The organism is Corynebacterium sp. HMSC08A12 (assembly GCF_001807485.1).
In the GTDB taxonomy this organism is placed as follows: domain Bacteria; phylum Actinomycetota; class Actinomycetes; order Mycobacteriales; family Mycobacteriaceae; genus Corynebacterium; species Corynebacterium evansiae.
Genome location: NZ_KV789188.1, coordinates 1 through 17,993 on the forward strand (window position 1 = coordinate 1; position 17,993 = coordinate 17,993).

The 17,993-nt window shown below is 62.8% G+C and carries 12 protein-coding genes; 4 read left to right on the forward strand and 8 right to left on the reverse strand.

The window, feature by feature from the left end; genetic code table 11:
* Nucleotides 1–441: 441 nt before the first annotated feature.
* Genes HMPREF3166_RS07425 through HMPREF3166_RS07435 form a run of 3 tightly spaced genes read right to left on the reverse strand, consistent with a single transcriptional unit; the run spans nt 442 to nt 3,046 of the window.
* Nucleotides 442–1,740, reverse strand: coding sequence for an ABC transporter permease (locus tag HMPREF3166_RS07425; protein ID WP_246816961.1), 1,299 nt, complete (start codon nt 1,738–1,740; stop codon nt 442–444).
* Between the two features lie 2 nt (nt 1,741–1,742).
* Nucleotides 1,743–2,675, reverse strand: coding sequence for an ATP-binding cassette domain-containing protein (locus HMPREF3166_RS07430; protein WP_070488495.1), 933 nt, complete (start codon nt 2,673–2,675; stop codon nt 1,743–1,745).
* Nucleotides 2,672–3,046, reverse strand: coding sequence for a GntR family transcriptional regulator (locus tag HMPREF3166_RS07435; RefSeq protein ID WP_035004555.1), 375 nt, complete (start codon nt 3,044–3,046; stop codon nt 2,672–2,674). The genes HMPREF3166_RS07430 and HMPREF3166_RS07435 overlap by 4 nt, the downstream gene beginning before the upstream one ends.
* A 187-nt stretch (nt 3,047–3,233) precedes the next feature.
* Between HMPREF3166_RS07435 and HMPREF3166_RS07440 the strand changes: the two genes are divergently transcribed.
* The 3 genes from HMPREF3166_RS07440 to HMPREF3166_RS07450 all read left to right on the forward strand — a co-directional run bounded on the left by HMPREF3166_RS07440 (nt 3,234) and on the right by HMPREF3166_RS07450 (nt 10,475).
* Nucleotides 3,234–4,604, forward strand: a complete 1,371-nt coding sequence (locus tag HMPREF3166_RS07440) for an NYN domain-containing protein (protein ID WP_070488497.1) — start codon at nt 3,234–3,236, stop codon at nt 4,602–4,604.
* 82 nt (nt 4,605–4,686) lie between these two features.
* Complete coding sequence (locus tag HMPREF3166_RS07445; protein ID WP_049050640.1) at nt 4,687–6,816, forward strand: galactan 5-O-arabinofuranosyltransferase; 2,130 nt, start codon at nt 4,687–4,689, stop codon at nt 6,814–6,816.
* A 185-nt stretch (nt 6,817–7,001) separates the two neighbouring features.
* Nucleotides 7,002–10,475: an arabinosyltransferase domain-containing protein gene (locus HMPREF3166_RS07450; RefSeq protein WP_070488499.1), complete on the forward strand. Its 3,474-nt coding sequence runs from the start codon at nt 7,002–7,004 to the stop codon at nt 10,473–10,475.
* Nucleotides 10,476–11,014: 539 nt separating this feature from the next.
* Here the strand turns inward: HMPREF3166_RS07450 and HMPREF3166_RS07455 are convergent.
* The 3 genes from HMPREF3166_RS07455 to HMPREF3166_RS07465 form a co-directional block, all read right to left on the reverse strand.
* Nucleotides 11,015–12,460, reverse strand: a complete 1,446-nt coding sequence (locus HMPREF3166_RS07455; RefSeq protein ID WP_070488501.1) for a glycoside hydrolase family 25 protein — start codon at nt 12,458–12,460, stop codon at nt 11,015–11,017.
* 123 nt (nt 12,461–12,583) lie between these two features.
* Complete coding sequence (locus HMPREF3166_RS07460) at nt 12,584–13,552, reverse strand: PrsW family intramembrane metalloprotease (protein ID WP_035004565.1); 969 nt, start codon at nt 13,550–13,552, stop codon at nt 12,584–12,586.
* Nucleotides 13,545–14,207 carry a hypothetical protein gene (locus HMPREF3166_RS07465; protein WP_070488627.1) on the reverse strand — a complete coding sequence of 221 codons (663 nt, stop codon included), beginning with the start codon at nt 14,205–14,207 and terminating at the stop codon, nt 13,545–13,547. The genes HMPREF3166_RS07460 and HMPREF3166_RS07465 overlap by 8 nt, the downstream gene beginning before the upstream one ends.
* A gap of 307 nt (nt 14,208–14,514) precedes the next feature.
* On the opposite strand from HMPREF3166_RS07465, the gene HMPREF3166_RS07470 reads away from it, so the two are divergent.
* On the forward strand, nt 14,515–16,632 hold the full coding sequence (locus HMPREF3166_RS07470; RefSeq protein ID WP_070488629.1) for a M13 family metallopeptidase: 2,118 nt from the start codon (nt 14,515–14,517) through the stop codon (nt 16,630–16,632).
* Nucleotides 16,633–16,654: 22 nt separating this feature from the next.
* Here HMPREF3166_RS07470 and HMPREF3166_RS07475 read toward each other — a convergent pair whose 3' ends face one another.
* A complete protein-coding gene (locus tag HMPREF3166_RS07475; RefSeq protein ID WP_049050643.1) occupies nt 16,655–17,488 on the reverse strand; it encodes a VOC family protein in 834 nt (277 codons plus the stop codon).
* A 109-nt stretch (nt 17,489–17,597) separates the two neighbouring features.
* Nucleotides 17,598–17,990 carry an RNA-binding S4 domain-containing protein gene (locus HMPREF3166_RS07480; RefSeq protein WP_049050644.1) on the reverse strand — a complete coding sequence of 131 codons (393 nt, stop codon included), beginning with the start codon at nt 17,988–17,990 and terminating at the stop codon, nt 17,598–17,600.
* Nucleotides 17,991–17,993: the final 3 nt, after the last annotated feature.

The following is a 17,993-nucleotide window of genomic DNA, read 5'->3' on the forward strand; positions in this document are numbered from 1 at the left end:
GCGTAACCACCACCAACCCACAATCCATGCGAGCTGATGGAGCACTGAAACAAGTCACAAAAGTAAATAAGACATACAATGCATCAGAATCAACACAAAGGTTGGTCAACAAAGTATCTAAACTTGGTTCATCACGCTATTGAGTTCTCAAACAACCTACGCACACAACAAACACACCACACAATCGGTGGCAGCCACGTTGCGACGGATCACGAGTGTAAAGCAACCGTGAAAATAAAGCAAATTCCCGGTAAACAACCCGCTGCACTCGCACACACGAACTGTTTTTACAGCTTTAAAGTGATTGGCCAAACGCTTATGACTTCCAGCGTTCCGAGAGTCTGTAACTCGCGGCGCCGTGTCGCGCTGACTTGGATTAATGTACACACACCCCACGACAAACACAAACCCGCAGGCCACAGGCCGTTTCTAAGAGGTGTTCTAGGCCTCCGAATCCAGGCCCAGATTTTCCTGAATTGACTCATGGGCCGTATCGAAGCGCCCGATGCCCCATCGCAGCGCTGCGAATACGATCACTGTCACCACACCTACGGCTCCAAAGATGGTAGCGACGGGGCCCGGCAGGCCGGTACCAGCCTCATCAATCTCTTGAACCGAGACGATAATCACCGCCATCGCGGCCGACATCGGCATGATGGCTAGAACGCTCGCCACCCACCTCATCCACCCGCTGAAGCGGTTGCTCACCCAGAAGCTCACGATTGCCATCAGGCCAAAGACCATTGCCACTGTCAGAGCAATAAGCAGGGTCATCAGTAGACCCTTTCCGCTTACGTGCAGTTCTAGATCGCCGATCCCCGGGAACAGCGCACTAAATAGCGTGAACTCCGCCGTCCCGATCAGAACTAATAAAGCCACACCCGGCAGCCACAAAACTAGCCGACCCATAGCCTTGGCGTACCAGCGGCGTCGGTCACCCGAAAGCACGAGCCAAGTGCGCAAGCTCGAGTTCAGCGTCTCACCCAGGTAGCAGGCAGCTACCGGCAGAATCATCGCTGCTGGGTACAGCCACATCGCGCCACTAGGCGTTAGCCCCGATGCGAACCAGCCGATCACACCGATGACTATCGCGATGAATCCAGCCAGGTGCATCCAAGCCATGAACCCATCGATCCGCCAGGAGGCAATGTAGTTGAGCGCCGTGGGGTTTTCGCCCTTCTTTTCTTGTTGACGCCACCTCGTCTCCGCGTTAAACAATTCAGCCCACTTGGCTTTATCCGCTTGGGTGGTCTCGTCTTCCTCGGTATCGCTCGTGGAACCCTTGACGACCTCACTATTATCCCCGACACGTGTCAGAGCCCCGATGATGCTGGCCACATGCACGAGGAAGACGAATCCTAGGACAACCCAGAATGCCGGGATGTGCCAATTGAAAATTAGCGAAAGAACGTAGCCTAAAAGCATCGCTCCGCAGACGGCTGCCGATGCAACTGGCATTACTATCAGGAGGTTTCGGCGGATATCCGCCACACTCATTCCCAGAGCGCGAAGCTGAGCCTTGTCCCACACTGCGGTGATCGGCTGCAGACCCAGCGAAAAGCCAAATAGTAGGTATACCCCCAGCTTGAACCCGTTGATTTCCTCTCCGCCCATTAAGAAGAACAGGAGCAAAAGAATGAACACGGCGCCAAAGCCAAGGTTCCCGGATTTAGCCAGCAGCTGGCGCATGGCCAGTTTCCAGTGCGTTCCCCAGGGCAGGGGTCGGTGGGTGGTCTCCAAGGCTAGAACTCCCTTCCGGTCAGCGCTAGCACCGCCTGCTCTAGGTCCGCGCTGCTCACACGCACTCCACTGCCCTCAATGCGTGCGGCGAGGTCCTGCACGCTATCGGTTTCCAGCCCGTGAGTATCTAGGACTACCCGGCGTAGGCCGGAGGACGTGGCGTCATTAAGAACAGAACCAGTGGCCCCAACCTCGCCGAGCGTGGCTTCGACTGCCGCGGCGGAACCAGAGAGGATCGCGATGCGTTCGGTGATGGCGTCGAGGGTGCCGACTCCCGTAATGCGGCCCTTGTCGAGGAGGACGACGGAATCGAGGATGCGAGCAGCGTCGTCGACGTGGTGGGTGGAGAGGATGAATGTGCGCGGGTTGCGCTCGACATCCTGCAGCAAGAGTTTGTAGAACAACTCGCGATTCTGGACGTCAAGGCCCAGGTAGGGCTCATCGAGGAGAGTGACGGGGCACTGCGCAGCCAGTCCAATAACGATCGAGACCAGGGATTTTTGTCCGCGCGAGAGCTTAGACAGGGGTTTGCGCGTATCGACCTCGAAATCCTCGCAGAGCTGGTCCGCATAGCGCTGGTCCCAGGTCTCCCAGCGGGCGGCGACCACACTGAGTAACTGCTTGACCTTAATATCCGAAGGCCACGGCACATCGGGGCCAGACAGAATCAAGCTGTTCAGTACTTCCGTGTTGTCGTAGACCGGCTGGCCGCCAATGAGAACCTCGCCCTTGGCCCGCAGCTGGCCGGCAATCGTGCGCAGCAGAGTGGTCTTACCAGCGCCGTTGCGGCCGATAAGGCCATAGACGCGACCCCCTGGCAGGTGCGCCGTCACGCCATCAAGGGCGTGAGTGAAGCCGAGCCTGCGCCTGACATCACGCAGCTCGATATCGGGGGCGACGCCAGAGGCTGCGTCGGGATACGTAGTGGCAATCATTCGTAGAGTCCTCGACTTTCTGCGACTTTGTCCATGAGGGTTTTCAGCTGTGTGCGATTCATGCCCAACTTGGCGGCCTCGTCGACGAGAGGAACCAAATAACTGGCAGCGAAAGCCTCCTTACGCAAGGTCAGGATTCGCTCGCGGGCGCCGTGTTCAACGAACATCCCCACGCCGCGCCTCTTGGCCAACACGCCCTGATCGACAAGTAGCGCCAACCCTTTTCTGGCGGTTGCGGGGTTGATGCTGTGAAATTCTGCGAGTTCGTTAGTCGATGGCGCGCGTTCGCCCTCAGGAAGTGACCCATCCACGATCGCGTCCGCGATGAGGTCTGCGACCTGCTGAAAAAGCGGAGTCGACGATTCATTCATGAGGCACCTCCTTCGGTCTGCGACTTAACAAGCTCCCAGTGCGTTCTGCGCTTCAGCGCATTCTCAACACACTTAGTTAGTTGGTTGGTTACTTGCGTAACTAACCATACAACAAAGTTTTCAGGCATGCTAGAGGGAAAGAACACGCAAGAACTAGTTACGAACGAAACGAAAAGAGCAATGAACAATGTTGGAACGCACACAGGTCTATGTCGACACGTCTTACCTGCTAGCAAGCTTTTATAACTCCTGGGACACCGGGGCGCGCGCCCAGTTAGAGATCGACCTTCCGGAGGTCGTAGCAGTCCTCGGCCAGATGATCCAGGACCAGCTGAAGCAGCCCGTTCACCGGCAGTTTTGGTACGACGGCATCCCCGATTCCGGCCCCCACCGCTACCAGCGCTCCCTGCGCAGCGAGCCAGGCGTGCAGCTGCGCGCCGGTCAGCTGATCGAATGGGGCGACCGCCGCACCCAAAAGGCAGTGGATACGCGCCTGGTCGCGGACATCGTTATCGCCGCGATGAAGCGCCAGGTATCCGACATCGTGCTCGTTTCTGGTGACGCCGACATGCTACCCGGTGTTGAAGAAGCCGTCGCCGCAGGCATCCGTGTGCATCTATACGGCTTCGGCTGGGATTCCATGTCCTCCGCCCTGCGCTTCGCCTGCGATACAACCACGATCCTGGACCCGCGCGAGGACTTCCGCGACACCATGCGCCTGCAAGTGCTGGAAGGCCCCCTGCCAGCCGGCGAGCAGCCCGAACAGCCCGAGGACAAGCCCCTGGGCGATGCGGAAGAGCCGGCGGATTCGAGTCCGTGCGTGCTCACCGCCGCCGATGCTCCCGGGGATGGGCCTGCCGATGAAAACTCAGCCAAGGAGGGCGCCGTCGGCAATGCGGACGCGACCGGACCCGCGGACTCGGCCAAACCACAGACTCCGGGTACTCCCCAGATTCCAGAACCAGTGCGCAGTGGCCCAGCCGCTACCTCCCGGGGCGCCACCCATCCGAGCGTGAACCAGGAGGCCACCCCACCCCCGGCAACCCAACCCGCCACGGAAACTGCAGCTGAGGCGGTGGATGCGGCCGAAGCTGCACAAAATGCAGACAGCGTACGACCCGCAGCGACGGAGCCCAGTACGTCGGCTGAGGCGGCGGCCGAGCCGGGCACGGCGGCGTCACAAAATAAGACGGCAGAAGCACAAGAAACAGAAACACCCAAGCCGAAGCCGCGTCCGAACCCCGGCATGATGGCGCGCCACCGCAAGCTGCGCAGCCGCTACGTGCCGCTGCCGAACGAGGTGTGGGCGACCGCGGGCGAGCAGAGCCCGTCTGACATTGGCCAGCAATACGCGGTGTGGTGGTACGACAACGTGGCGAACGAGGAACAGCGCGACAACGCCCACCTGCTGTCGGGCGGCGGGCTGCCCCCGGAGATCGACCGGCCACTGCTGCAGTTTGCTTGCGAGACTCTGCACGAGTACACGCTCTCCGAAACACAGCGCGTGGGCCTGCGCGACGGATTCCACTCCGGAATTAGGGCAATCATGCTGCGCTGACTGAGCGGGGCGTGACGGACGCGACCCGCGCACACGGCTTCGGACAGCTGGGGTTGTCCGGGGCGTGTGCAAGAATGAAGCAATGAGCTCAAGTTCCGCCACGCAGGCTGATCGGACGGTCCCCTTCACCAAGGACGCGCTGTCCATCCGCCAAACCCTCGTGCGCCTCGTTGTGACCGGTGCGCTTGCATTCGCCGGAACCACCCTGGGGTGGTACCTGATGGCGCACACGAACTTCCCCGCTTTTAACAATAGCTTCGTGCTGCGCGGACTAACTACCGCGGCCATCACCATCCTGGTCGTGCTCACCGGATTGGCCTGCTACTGGTGGGTCTACCCGGCGAAGTGGATGCTCAGTGGGCAGGCTACTGGTTCGCAGGGCAAGGGCGCGCGGAGCAAAGGTACGCAGGGCAAGGGCGCGCGGAGCAAAGATGCGCGAGGTAAGGGCTTAGGTGCACGGGGATCGCAACGGCCAGCTCTGCGCGGGTGGGTCTCCGTCCTACTGCAGCTGATCATGCACCTTGCACCGGCCGTGCTGGTGCTGGCAGCGCTGGGTATCCCGCTGGCAGCAACCCAGCTTTACCTCGGCGGAATCAGCGTAGACCAGGCGTTTCGCACGCAGTTCCTCACCCGCATGACCAACCAGCTGGGCTGGGAGGACATGGCATACATCGACCAGCCTTCCTTCTACCCTGGCCTGTGGTTCTTCAGCGGCGGATTGTTCGCCCGCACCTTTGGCCTGGCCGGCTGGGTGGCAATGCAGCCCTGGGCGCTCATCACGATGGCGATGGCCGCCAGCATGCTGGTGCCGGTGTGGCAGCGCATCTGCGGTTCACTACCTATCGCCAGCGCACTGGCACTAGTGACCGTGACGGTTACCCTGACGGTCGGCGGCGATGAACCCTACGCGGCGATTGTGGCAATGGGCATGGCACCGGCGTTTGTCCTCGCCCGGCGCGCGCTGCACGGAGGGCGCGCCGCGCTCGTCGGATCCATCATCTATCTGGGGCTTTCGGCCAACCTTTATACGCTGTACACAGCCGCATCCGCCCTGACGGTAGTGGTACTCGCAGTAGTCGGCGCAGTTATGGTACGCGGCATCAAACCGCTGATCCGCCTGGTGGCAATCGGCGCCGGCTCCATCGCCATCGCCCTGCTGGGCTGGGCACCATACCTATGGAGCCTGGTCACCCAGACTCATGGATCCACCAGCACCGCGCAGCACTACCTGCCGGAAGTTGCCACACAGGTGCCCACCCCATTCTTCGAGTCTGCGGCCATTGGCATCCTCTCCATCATCGCGCTGATCTGGATGGTTTTCCGCCGTAAAGACGGCGACGTTCGCGCCCTGACGCTCGGCCTGCTCGTCTGCTACGCATGGGTGATCCTGTCGCTGCTGATGACGGTCTTCGGCACCACGCTGCTGGGCTTCCGCATGGCCGTACCAATCAGCATTATCCTCGCCGTTTCGGGCGTGCTGGCCATCGCAGATTGGCGACTGGTGTATGTTCCGCAGCTCACGGCTGCGGCGGGCCGCATGCCTAGGAACGGCGTACTGATTAGCCGCGTAATGGCTATCGTGATGGCCGTATGTGGCATTCACTATGCGACGCAGATCCCCTTCGAGCACGAGAACCACATCGACACCGCCTACACCGATACCGACGGCGATGGGAAACGTGCGGACAAGCTTCCGGGCGATTCCGCCGTGTACTACTCGCAGGTAGACGAGGTGCTCTCCGAGGAGCTCGGCGGCCGATCCGGCAAGGTGCTGCTCACGGACGAGAAGAGCTTCATGGCCTACTATCCGTACCACGCCTACCAGGCCTTTACCTCACACTATGCCAACCCGTTGGGCGACTTCGCTCGCCGTAACGAGGAGATCGAGGGCTGGAGCAAGATCACGGATCCCAAGGACCTGCTGGCTGCGATGGACAACGCAGAGAAAGCAAATGGGTGGAAGGCACCCGATGCGCTACTCATGCGCGGGCAGTTGGATTCCCCCGATAGCAGCGGTGACGGCGTCGACGACACCGACGGCGCTGACAGCACCACCGCCGACGGCACATTTACCTACCTGGTGGCAGATGACATCTACCCCAGCCAGCCGAATGTACGGTTCCGCGCGATCCACTTCGATGCCTCTGCGTTCTCCGAAGGCTGGGATCTGCACCAGGTCGGGCCGTTTGTCATCGCGGTGCGCCAGCGCTGAGTCACCCAGCGCTGAGCAATCCAACGCTAGGTAGCGGAGCTGCGCACACCAGCAGGTCCCTGGCGTCGCGCACACTGTAGGTGGCGCCACAAAAAGCTCCCTGAGTAACAGGAATTAACAAGAATCCCGGCGAATAGGCTAATTGAGTTCTGTGTTAGCCCGGCCGTGGCCTACAATTACCTGTTGTGTCTAAAGTTCAGCAGCCAACAGGGAAACTAAAGTTAGCGTCCATCGTCTCCGGCCTCATCGGCATGGTGATGTTCGTATCTTTGCCTTTCCTGCCTGTAAACCAGGTACAGTCCTCGTTCAACTGGCCTCAGGACGATGAACTCACTTCCGTCCAGGCGCCCCTGATCTCCTACGTCCCCCAAGACGTAGACATCACGGTTCCGATCCAGGAAGTGCGCAACCTGGATGAAGGTGCGACAAATGTCCTGTCCACCCTCCCGCCAGAATCCACTGAGGCCACCCTCCGCGGCTTGTTCGTCCGCTCCACCGACGACAACCTCGACGTGGTCGTGCGCAACGTCGTTCCGCTGTCCATCAACAAGGACGCCCTGCAGAAGCTGCCGGACGACGCGCAGCTGCGCATCACCTCCAACTACGAATCCACCCGCGCCTGGGTCCCGGACGCAGACAAGCACCTGCACTACGCGCTGGATTCCACCATCGATGCCGACGTTCGCCCCGCCCTCACCGGCATCTACACGGACATCAAGAACACGGAGAAGAACGCCAACAACACGATCGACGCGGGCTTCCAGGCACACGTCACCGTCGATTCGCGCTTTACCTCTTCCCCGTCGGCTATCAAGTACCTGGCCATCTTCGTAGGCATCATCGCCACCGCGATCGCCCTGTACTGCCTGTACCGCATCGATATCCTCGACAAGCGGACCACGTCCCGCCGCTTGTTCCACCGCAACTGGTGGAAGCCCCGACCGCTCGACGGCGTGGTCGGCTTCATCCTGCTGGCCTGGTACTTCGTCGGCGCCAACACCTCCGATGACGGTTACCTGCTGACCATGGCCAAGGTCTCCCACGAGTCCGGCTACATGGCCAACTACTACCGGTGGTTCGGCGTACCGGAATCCCCCTTCGGCTCGCCGTTCTACGACCTGCTGGCGCTGATGACGCAGATCTCTTCCGCATCCATCTGGATGCGCCTGCCCTCCTTGATCGCGGGCATCGTCACGTGGCTGGTCCTTTCCCGTGAGGTCATGCCGCGCCTCGGCGCCAAGATCAACCAGCGCCAAGTCGCCCACTGGACCATGGCGGCGACATTCCTGCTGTTCTGGATGACCTTCAACAACGGCACGCGCCCGGAGCCGATCATCGCCGTGCTCTCCCTGCTGGCTTGGGTCTCCTTCGAACGCGCCATCGCCACCCACCGCCTGCTACCCGCCGCGGTCGGCACGATCATCGCCACCCTGGCGCTGGGAGCGGGCCCGACTGGCCTGATGGCCGTCTCGGCCCTGCTGGCCTCCCTGGGCGCGCTGATTCGCATTCTCACCCGCCGCCTGCCTCTGTTGGGCGCACCGAAGGGTGCCCCGAAGAAGACGGTCATTGCGGCCATCCTGGCGCAGATCGCGCCGTTCCTGGCCGCCGGCACCGCGATCCTCACGGCTGTGTTCGCAGACCAGACGCTGCGCACCGTCACCGAGGCCATCAAGCTGCGCGGAGAAATCGGCCCGTCTATGCAGTGGTTCGAGGAGTTCCGTCGCTACGAAGCCCTCATGGAGCAGACCGTCGACGGCAGCTTCCCGCGCCGCTTCACCATGGTCATGCTGTTCTTCTGCATTGGCATCGTCGTGGCTGCCATGCTGCGCAACGGGCGCATCACCGGTGCCGCTAAGGCTCCGTCCACCCGCCTGTTGCTGATCATTCTGGGCACGCTGTTCTTCATGACGTTCACGCCCACCAAGTGGACCCACCACTTCGGCGTGTTCGCGGGTATCGGTGCTGCGCTGACGGCTCTAGCAGCCGTTGCCGCCTCGCGCTTCGCGCTGCAGACCAGGCGCAACCAACTGCTGTTCCTGGGCTCTACCCTGATGCTGTTCGCCTTCACCCTCGCCGGCCCGAACGGTTGGTGGTACCTGTCCTCCTACGGCGTGCCGTGGTGGGATAAGCCGGTGCAGCTCTCTGGTATCACCGCTAGCACCGTGATGCTTGCTGTATCTGTCGTGGTTCTTTTCTGGGGTGTGATCGTTGGCTTTCTTGCGGACGCCAAACGCGCCCGTGCCACCACCGAATCGGAAGTGGCAGATCTTGAACGGGCCGAGACTAAGAAGCTCCACCAGTTCCGCGGCCTGACGGCCGCGCCAATCGCCGTGCTGACGGCCTTCACGGTCGTGTTCACCCTGGCCTCCCTGACGAAGGGCATGGTCAGCCAGTGGCCCGCCTACTCCGTGGGCAAGGGCAACATGATGGCTCTCACGGGCCAGACCTGTAACCAGGCTGCGGATGTTCTGGTGGAAACCAACACCAACGACTCCTTCCTCCAGCCTGCCGACGGTAGCTCCCTGAAGGAATCCCTGACCAGCGGCGGGGGTCGCGGCTTCGAGCCGAACAACATCCCCGCCAAGATCGACTCCAAGTCCACCGGCGACTCCCAGGCCACGGTGGGCTCTTCCGACCAGTTCCGTAGCGAGGATTCCGGCTCCGACGACACGAACGCTTCCTCTGACCAGGGAGACACGCAGAATGCGGCGTCACAAGATAGGGCAACGAACAAGTCCGAGGAAGAGACGAGCAGCAGTGACCGCAACGACGGCAGCGACGCATCCGGCACCACCGGCGGCCTGAAGGCCACCAAGGGCGTGAACGGATCTTATGCCGTGCTGCCGTTCGGAATTGACGCGAACAAGGTGCCAGTGGTCGGCTCGTACACCGAGGGCCTGCAGACGCCCGCAAACACTACGACCAGCTGGTACAGCCTGCCGGAGGATCGCGAGGGCCTGCCGCTGCTGGTATTCAGCGTGGCCGGGCAGGTCGGACACTTCGACATGGACGGCATCTTCAAGTACGGCCAGGAGATCAAGGTCCAGTTCGGCAAGTCCGGAGGTTCCAAGAAGGCTGAGGACTTTGAGGTGCTCGGCGAGCAGATTCCGCTGGATCCGGGCTACGCGCCCGAGTGGCGTAACCTGCGCATCCCGATGGACCAGGTGCCGGAGGATGCGGACTCGGTGCGCATTGTGGCGAACGATCCAAACCTGACACCTACGCAGTGGATTGCCATTACGCCGCCGCGCGTGCCGGAGATGGAGTCGCTGAACGACTACGTGGGCTCCGAAGCACCGACACTGCTGGACTGGACCATCGCTTTCCAGTTCCCGTGCCAGAAGCCGTATGACCACTGGGCAGGTGTGGCAGAGGCAGCAGAGTTCCGCATTTCGCCGGACCACGACGTGCGCAGCAACCACACGCCGGTGATGGACTACTCCGGCGGTGGCTCCTACGGGCTGGTGCAGATGACCTCGCAGGCCGAGGAAGTACCGACCTACCTGCAGGACGACTGGCAGCGGGACTGGGGTGTGCTGGACAAGCTGACCCCGTTCCCGAATGCGAACGGCGATAAGCCGAAGCCGGTGAAGCTGGATACGGAGACGGATAAGCGCTCTGGCCTCTGGTACAACGGGCCGATGAAGTTCTCGGACTAGGTTCCGCAGGGCCGGCCACTGAGCAGGGCTGGGCGGGGTGGTGATCTACCATCCCGCCCTTTTTCATGCCTTGGTCCCCCTTCATGCCCTGGCACTTATGCATGCCCCCTAGGAGCCCTGCGGCCTCCACGGTCTGAGGACTCCCCAGCCGCATGCCGCGGTGCCCCGTTGCCGCAGTGCCCCGATCCTCCGATGTCGCGGTGCCCCGATCCTCCGATGCCGCAGTGCCGCGATGCATCGGCGGATGCCTCGCGCTAGGGGGACGATGTCCCAAATCTTCCACTTTCAACGAGTAGCGCCTTTGCAGCAAAAATTTGCACCGCTCTGACCTGCGGAAATAGATGGTTATAAAAACAGAGTGGAAAATTTGGGACATTCCCCGGTTTGCAGCTCGCCGAGACAGGGGTGCGCGACCGCGGAAAGGCGCAAGAGCGTGGGGTGCGAGCAAGAGCGGGATAGGGATGCAAAAAGCGCCGCCCGGTCAGGGCGACGCTTCTCTCTTTTAGCCACTAGCTCCCTAGCGCGGAAGCACCGTGCGCTTAGTTCGCAGCGGGAGCCGGGGCTGCCGGCGGAACCGGAGCGGCCGGGGCCTGGCCTGCAGCGGGAGCCTGGCCAGCGGCCGGCGCGGCGGCAGCATCCGCCGGCGCGGAGCCGTCCGGGTTCGCGGACTTGGCGGCGTCGGCCAGCTCAGCGAAGGCATTCGCGTCGGGCTTAACCTCGCCGTTCTCCAGCTTGGCGTTCCAGTTGGAAATACCGCCGAACTGCTGCAGCAGGCTCAGAACCTGGCCGATGTTCACCGTGCCGCCCTGGTCGCCAGCGCCCGGTGCGTAGCCCTGGATCAGCTTCAGGATGGCCTCGACCGGCAGCTTGTTACCGCCAGCGTTGAACTCCTTCAGTGCGCCGGACAGTGCGGTGTAGGCAGTCAGAATCTCCTGGGCAGTCTTCACGGAACCGGTTGCCTGGGCACCTTGATCCGGGCCGCCAGCGGATCCTGCGACCTGTGCCGGATCCATGCCCTGCAGCTGCTGCTTACCCTGAGTCAGCAGAACGTCCGGGGACACGCGGCCACCGATAACGCCCAGCAGCTGCATCATGAAGTCGGATGCCAGCGGGACATTCACCCCGGTGGCGTGCTCAATCTTGTTGGCGATCTCGGCCTCGCCTTCAACAGCAGGACGCATCGGATCCATCGCCTCGGAAGCCTGGCCTGCAGCGGTATCCGCAGGCATGCCGGATGCCAGGGCGTTCAGGGCAGCGTCGTCACCGTAGTACTTGTTCAGGTCCACCTGGGTCTGCACACCATTAACGCGGCCGGAGCCGGAGTACTGCCAGAAGGTGACGTGGTCCCAACCTCCCGGGATCTTATCCGGCAAAGTGTCGCGGTAGTAGGCCAGCCACAGCGGGTACTCGGAGAACTCAGTGGTATTGGCCATGCGCTGGATCCAGAAGCTGTAGTAGGTGTAGATGATCGGATCGCGGCCGGTCTGAACCTTGATCTCGTCGATCCACTCGCGGACCCAGTTCTGCAGCTGAGTCGGGTTCAGACCCTCGTGCTCCTCCAGGTCCAGAACCGGAGGCAGCGAGGGCTGCACGCCGGTAGCCAGAACGCTGGCGTAGTGGCGAGCCTCGGCACGTGGGTTGCCGCTGCCCGGGCGGGCGTAGTGGTAGCTACCCGGAACCAGGCCAGCCTGCTGGGCCTTTGCGGAGTCCGTGGTGAACGCCGGGTTGGTGTAGGACGTGCCCTCGGTCGCCTTCACGAAGACGAAGGACTGGCCGGACTGCTTCACGGCAGTCCAGTCGATTGCTGCGCCACCGGGGTGCTGGTGGGAGGCAACGTCGATGCCATTCAGCGCCCACGAGGGGACGGGAACAACATCGGTGGCGACGAGCGCTGCCACCGTCAAAGCGGAGCCAGCGAGTGCCGTTGCGGTGAGGCGTTTCGGTACGGACGTGCGCGTGGAGCGGCGCCATGGCAGTGAAATCATGAATCACACCATACCCAAGAACCACACGTTTCACATCATTCACATCAACCCCATGGGGCACATCTTTCACCCTATGAAACCATTGGCCAGGAAATCCCTGCTCAAGCCCTTGTGTGATTTTCGTCACACTCGCTGGTATATCGTCACAGCTGGGCAAACACCGCGCTTTTTCCACCGCAGAAACTCCACACTCGTCCACACAATCGCCCATACTGCGAGCGCCGCCAGCGCCACCCAGACAAAGCCCATCCACAGCAGCTGGAACACCGGCGACACATCTAGCCAGCGAATATTCCACGCAAAATGCGTCAAGAAGCCAAGACCGCCCCACAGCACGACCGCCCCCAGGCGCCAGGCGACACCGCGCGGCTTCCTCGCTTTCGCTCCCACGAACATCGCCAGGCCGATCCCATAGCCGACCAGCGCGCTGAACATCATGTGCTTGGCAGGTCCGGCAATCACGCGCACGAGGTACGTCGACAAGGCTCCTTGCATGTCAGACACCGGATCCATCACCGCCAGCATCATCGCGTACATCATGTTCTCGAAGACCTCGAAACCCAGCCCCACCAGCAATCCGGCGATAATGCCGTGCCACGGGCGGTTCCACCAAGCGCGCCCCATCCACAGCAGAAGCCAGATGCCCAGACCCTTAGCGATCTCCTCCGGGTAGGCGCCTCCAAAGCTGGCCGTCAGCCCGTGCCAGCCCAGCTTGTCTACGGTGCTCACCACCGGTGGCTGAATCACCACCGCCGCCAGCACCACGGAGGCCGCCCCACCCCACAGCACTGCCAGCGCAACCAGCCGTTTGGGTGTGCCCCTATATATCGGCAGCGCCCACACCAACAGCAGCGCTCCCGCCAGGTGCAGCGCGCCGATCAGCAGCACCAGCCCCAGCGTCGGACTCACCGTTGAGGGGTTATTGCCGATCAGCAGAAACCCGGACATCACGAGGCTCGGAACCACCAGCAGCCAGTACGCCGCCAGCCAGCCGTCGCGGAATAGTCGCAGTTTCGGCCGCTGCTGGGGCGGATGCTTCAAGTGAAACTCGAGTGGCACCTCGAACACGCGGTAGTTGCGCACCTTAAACATCGGATTCACCTGCGCTTTCTGCGTTGTCGTCCAAGCTGACGCCGCGCACGAACTCGTCGATCTCTTCTAACTGCTTTCTGATTGACGCCGACTTCACCGGCATCTGCACCACCACTATCGGGGCCGTGCCGTCGGGTTCGAGGCTGTGCTCCAGTTCGCTATTGGGCTCCCCGCCGGCGCCATCGTTCGCACCGGCGCCAGCATCCGCGCCCTCTTCTGGAACCGCATCCGGATCCCTCACGAACGCAACCGCCACGAATCGCTTGTCCCCCAGCTTGTAGGTATCCGTCACGCGCAGTTGCTTGACATGCATCTTCTTCAACTGCTCTCGGTTTTCCTCCGAGATCTTGCCCAGCACGTCGATCGACTGCAGGTTCACACCGTCCTGGAAAACTATCGCACGCACGGCGCGGTTCACGGCCTGCGAGATGGGTTCCTCGCCGCCTTTCACGTCCACGCCCGATAGGCCGGTCACTCCGTAGCTTTCTCCATCGCAATCCAATTCCATCACTCCGGGGCGCCCCAGGCCGGGCGAATCGTGGCATTCCTCTAGGGAGGCAAACCGCAGCGGCCACTCGGAATAGGTGAGAACCGAGTCCGCCATCCCTTCCGCGACGGTCAGGGATTGGGGCTCGTCTTCCAGGGTGGCGTCCACAATAAAGACACCCCCAACCAGCAACAACAGTGTCCCTAAAAGATAGGCAGAGTAGGCACCGCGCCGCTGCGGGCTGGTCGGCGCGGGGCGATATGTGGTCGGTGGGGCGGGCTTGGCAGGCTTTGCGGGTGGCGCGGGGCGGGCTGGCACCGGAGGAACCGGAGCCATCGGTCGCTGTGGCTGGCGGGCTGGTCGCCCCTGTGACGGACGCTGCGGCGGGCCCTGTGGCGCGGGATGATGGAACATACGCCATAGCCTAACCATTGTGCGGGACACCCTGTCCGCGGCGGTGTCTAAGGTGGTGTGCATGGTAGAAAACAACGCTGCAAAAACTAACGCTGTAGAAATCCCGGACGACATCTCCGAGGCCGCGCCTCAGAACCAGGCCGGCGAGCCCACCCAGCCATCACCGGCGCAGGACCTGTACCGCCACGTGAACGGCACTTGGCTGGCGACCCACAAGATCCCCAGCGACCGCCCCGTCGACGGCACCTTCCACCAGCTGCGCAACCTCGCTGAGCAGGAGGTTCGCGAGATCGTAGAGGCCGCCGCCTCCGACGAGCCGAACGGCCGCGTGGGCGCGCTGTACTCCTCTTTTATGGACGTGCAGGGCATCGCCGCCGCGGGTCTGGCCGGCCTGCGGGAGCCGTTGGGTCTTATTAGTGACGCCACCTCGGTCAGCGACCTGGCCAAGGTGCTCGGCAGGCTCGATATGGAGGGCACCGGTGGTGTTGCGGGGTATTGGATCGAAAAGGATTCCAGCCAGGACATTCAGCGCGCCTACCTGGTGCAGACCGGGCTGGGTCTGCCGGATGAGGCGTACTACCGGGAGGAGCAGCACGCGCCGACCCGCGAGGCCTATCGCGAGTTCGTAGAGGACATGCTGGGGCTGGTCAGCGAGCTGGAGCTGCCCGGAAAGTATGCGGATGCGGGCGCGGCTGCGGCGGCGGATGCGATCTGCGCGTTCGAGACCGAGCTGGCGCGCGGGCACTGGGACAACGTGGCCAGCCGCGATGCGGAGAAGACATATAACCCGACAAAGGTCGAGGATCTGCCGACGGGCTTCCCCTTCCGCGAGTGGCTGGCGGCCACGGGCGTGGATACGCAGAGCGCGGGCGGGGGCACGATCGTGGTGTGCCAGCCCAGCTACCTGGAGCACGTCGCGGCCATGGCCACCGGCGGAGGCGAGAACTCGCAGGTCAGCGGTCTGGATGAGTGGAAGCTGTGGGCCTACTGGCGGGTGATCTTGAGCAGCGCGGCATACCTGCCGACGGAGGTGAACCTGCGGAACTGGGAGTTCTACGGGCGGACCCTGTCCGGCGCTACGGAGCAGCGGGCGCGGTGGAAGCGCGGCGTCGCGCTGGTCGAAGGTGCCGTGGGCGAGGAAGTCGGCAAGAAGTTCGTCGCCGAGCACTTCCCGCCGGAGCACAAGCAGAAGATGCTGGAGCTGGTGGACTACCTGATCGCCGCCTACCGCGAGCGCATCAGCGAACTGGCCTGGATGACCCCCGCGACGCGCGAAAAGGCACTGGCGAAGCTGGAGAAGTTCGAGGCGAAGATCGGCTACCCGGATAAGTGGCGCGACTTCGACGGCCTGGAATTCGGCCCCACAGGCGCGGATCTGCTGGCGAACGTGCGGGCAGCCAGCCGCTTCAACCACAACTACGAGGTCTCCAAGCTGGGTAAGCCCAGCGACAACGAGACCTGGTTCACCACCCCGCAGACGGTGAATGCGTTCTACAACCCAGTGAAGAACGACATCACCTTCCCGGCGGCGATCCTGCGCCCGCCGTTCTTCGACCCGGCGGCGGACATGGCCGGCAACTTCGGCGCCATCGGCGCTGTGATTGGCCACGAGATCGGCCACGGCTTCGACGACCAGGGGTCGAAGTACGACGGCGACGGAAACCTGAACTCCTGGTGGACCGAGGAGGATCGCGAGGCATTCACCACGCTGACCGACAAGCTGGTGGCCCAGTACGACGGCCTGGTGCCGACGGGCCTGCGCCAGCGCGGCATCACCGAGCACACCGTTAACGGCAGCTTCACCCTGGGTGAAAACATCGGTGACCTGGGCGGATTGGGAATCGCCATCGTGGCCCTGCGCCGCTACCTGGCGGACCAGGGGAAGACCTTCGAGACGGCGGAGAAGCTACCGGTCGAGGGGCTGGTGGATGCCGAGGGCAACCCGGACACCACCGAGTACACCGCCCTGCAGCGCGTGTTCCTGCGCTGGGCGCGGATCTGGCAGACCGCGATCCGCCCGCAGATGGCGGCTCAGTACGCCTCCATCGACCCGCACTCGCCGGCGGAGTTCCGCTGCAACGTGGTCTCCAGCAACATCGCGGAGTTCTACGAGGCCTTCGACGTCTCCGAGGGCGACGGAATGTGGCTCGCCGAGGACGAGCGCGTCTGCATCTGGTAGCAGCGCCCGCCAGCCCGGCGCGCTAGAACGCCTGGAAGTTCTCCGGGGCCAGCAGGTCCGGCTCGTGCGCGTCCTCGTCGGGGACGAACTCCTCAATCTCGCAGAGGTTCACCAACGCACCCGTCGGATCCTCGATGGTGGCCATGCGTCCAAACTCGGATTCCCAAACCGGGCGGATCACCTTTCCGCCCAGCTCCGGTGTGCTGGCTATGGCGGCGTCCACGTCCGCCACGCCCAGGTAAACGGTCCACATCCCCGGCACCTCCAGCTTGGAGGTATCCCACAGACCAACCACTGCCGCGCCGTCGAACTCGCCGGTGGCATAGCGGAACTCCCCCTCCCCTGCGCCATCCTCTGCACCGTCCCCTGCGGCCTTAATATCCCAGCCCGCCAGCTCGTGGTAAAACTCCAGCGTCGTATCCCAGTTCTGCGCCACCATGAGCTCGAACCACACCGGGGTGCCGGGCTCGCCCGCGGCGATCAACGCATGCTCGTCCGCGGGATTGCGCAGGCCGACCGTGGCCCCCGACGGGTCGACGATGACGGCCATGTCGCCACGGTCGCCCAGGTCCTGCGGCTCCAGCACGGACTTCGCCCCCGCCTGCACGGCCTTGTCATGCGCCTGCTGCACATCCGGGGTGTACAGCAGCACTCCCCACACGGACTGGTTGCCCTCCGGGATCTGCGCGATACCCGCCACCGGCATGCCTTGCTTCTTCGCCACGGCGTAGCCATCGGAGACCTGCTCGAACTCCCAGCCCAGCAACTCGCTGTAGAACTTCTCCGCCCCTGCCGCATCGGTGCTGGCTAGGTCCAGCCATACGGGCATTCCGGGCTGAGCGATCATTGCGGGCATGGTTCCTCCACTGCTCTTTCTTGTGTTCTTGCTTGTGCTCTTGTTGGGGGCTAACTGTTGTTTCTTTTTGACGCCACCCGGCCTCCACCGGCCAGGCATTCAGCTAGCGCTAGATCGCGTTATCCTCGCGGACGTCTTCCAGGCTGACGTTGCGCCACTTCTCCGGGTCGAAATCATCGTCTGCGGTGGACTCGTCGAAGTATTCCCCGAGGTCATCGTCGGATTCCGTTCCATTCGCAGCAGCGCCAGCACCCGCCGCGCCGCTCGCGCCAGCCACCACGGCTCCTGCCAGCACTTCGCCAGTGTCCGCATCCACCAGGGTCACCTCGTCGCCCGGGCGCAACGTCTTACCGCGGCGGGTATCCACCTCGCCGTTGACCTGCACAACCCCGGCGGCGATGGCCTCCTTGGCCTCCCCACCGGTCTCCACCAGGTTCGCCAGTTTGATGAACTGCCCCAGCTTGATTTCGGAATCGCGAATGCTGACCTCTGGAAACTCCATGCG

Excerpts from the sequence above, each read along its gene's own strand:
- HMPREF3166_RS07430 (WP_070488495.1), bottom strand. The coding sequence starts at position 2,675 with ATGATTGCCACTACGTATCCCGACGCAGCCTCTGGCGTCGCCCCCGAT.
- HMPREF3166_RS07480 (WP_049050644.1), bottom strand. The coding sequence starts at position 17,990 with ATGGAGTTTCCAGAGGTCAGCATTCGCGATTCCGAAATCAAGCTGGGG.
- HMPREF3166_RS07455 (WP_070488501.1), bottom strand. The coding sequence starts at position 12,460 with ATGATTTCACTGCCATGGCGCCGCTCCACGCGCACGTCCGTACCGAAA.
- HMPREF3166_RS07470 (WP_070488629.1), top strand. The coding sequence starts at position 14,515 with ATGGTAGAAAACAACGCTGCAAAAACTAACGCTGTAGAAATCCCGGAC.
- HMPREF3166_RS07445 (WP_049050640.1), top strand. The coding sequence starts at position 4,687 with ATGAGCTCAAGTTCCGCCACGCAGGCTGATCGGACGGTCCCCTTCACC.
- HMPREF3166_RS07440 (WP_070488497.1), top strand. The coding sequence starts at position 3,234 with ATGTTGGAACGCACACAGGTCTATGTCGACACGTCTTACCTGCTAGCA.
- HMPREF3166_RS07475 (WP_049050643.1), bottom strand. The coding sequence starts at position 17,488 with ATGCCCGCAATGATCGCTCAGCCCGGAATGCCCGTATGGCTGGACCTA.
- HMPREF3166_RS07460 (WP_035004565.1), bottom strand. The coding sequence starts at position 13,552 with ATGTTTAAGGTGCGCAACTACCGCGTGTTCGAGGTGCCACTCGAGTTT.
- HMPREF3166_RS07435 (WP_035004555.1), bottom strand. The coding sequence starts at position 3,046 with ATGAATGAATCGTCGACTCCGCTTTTTCAGCAGGTCGCAGACCTCATC.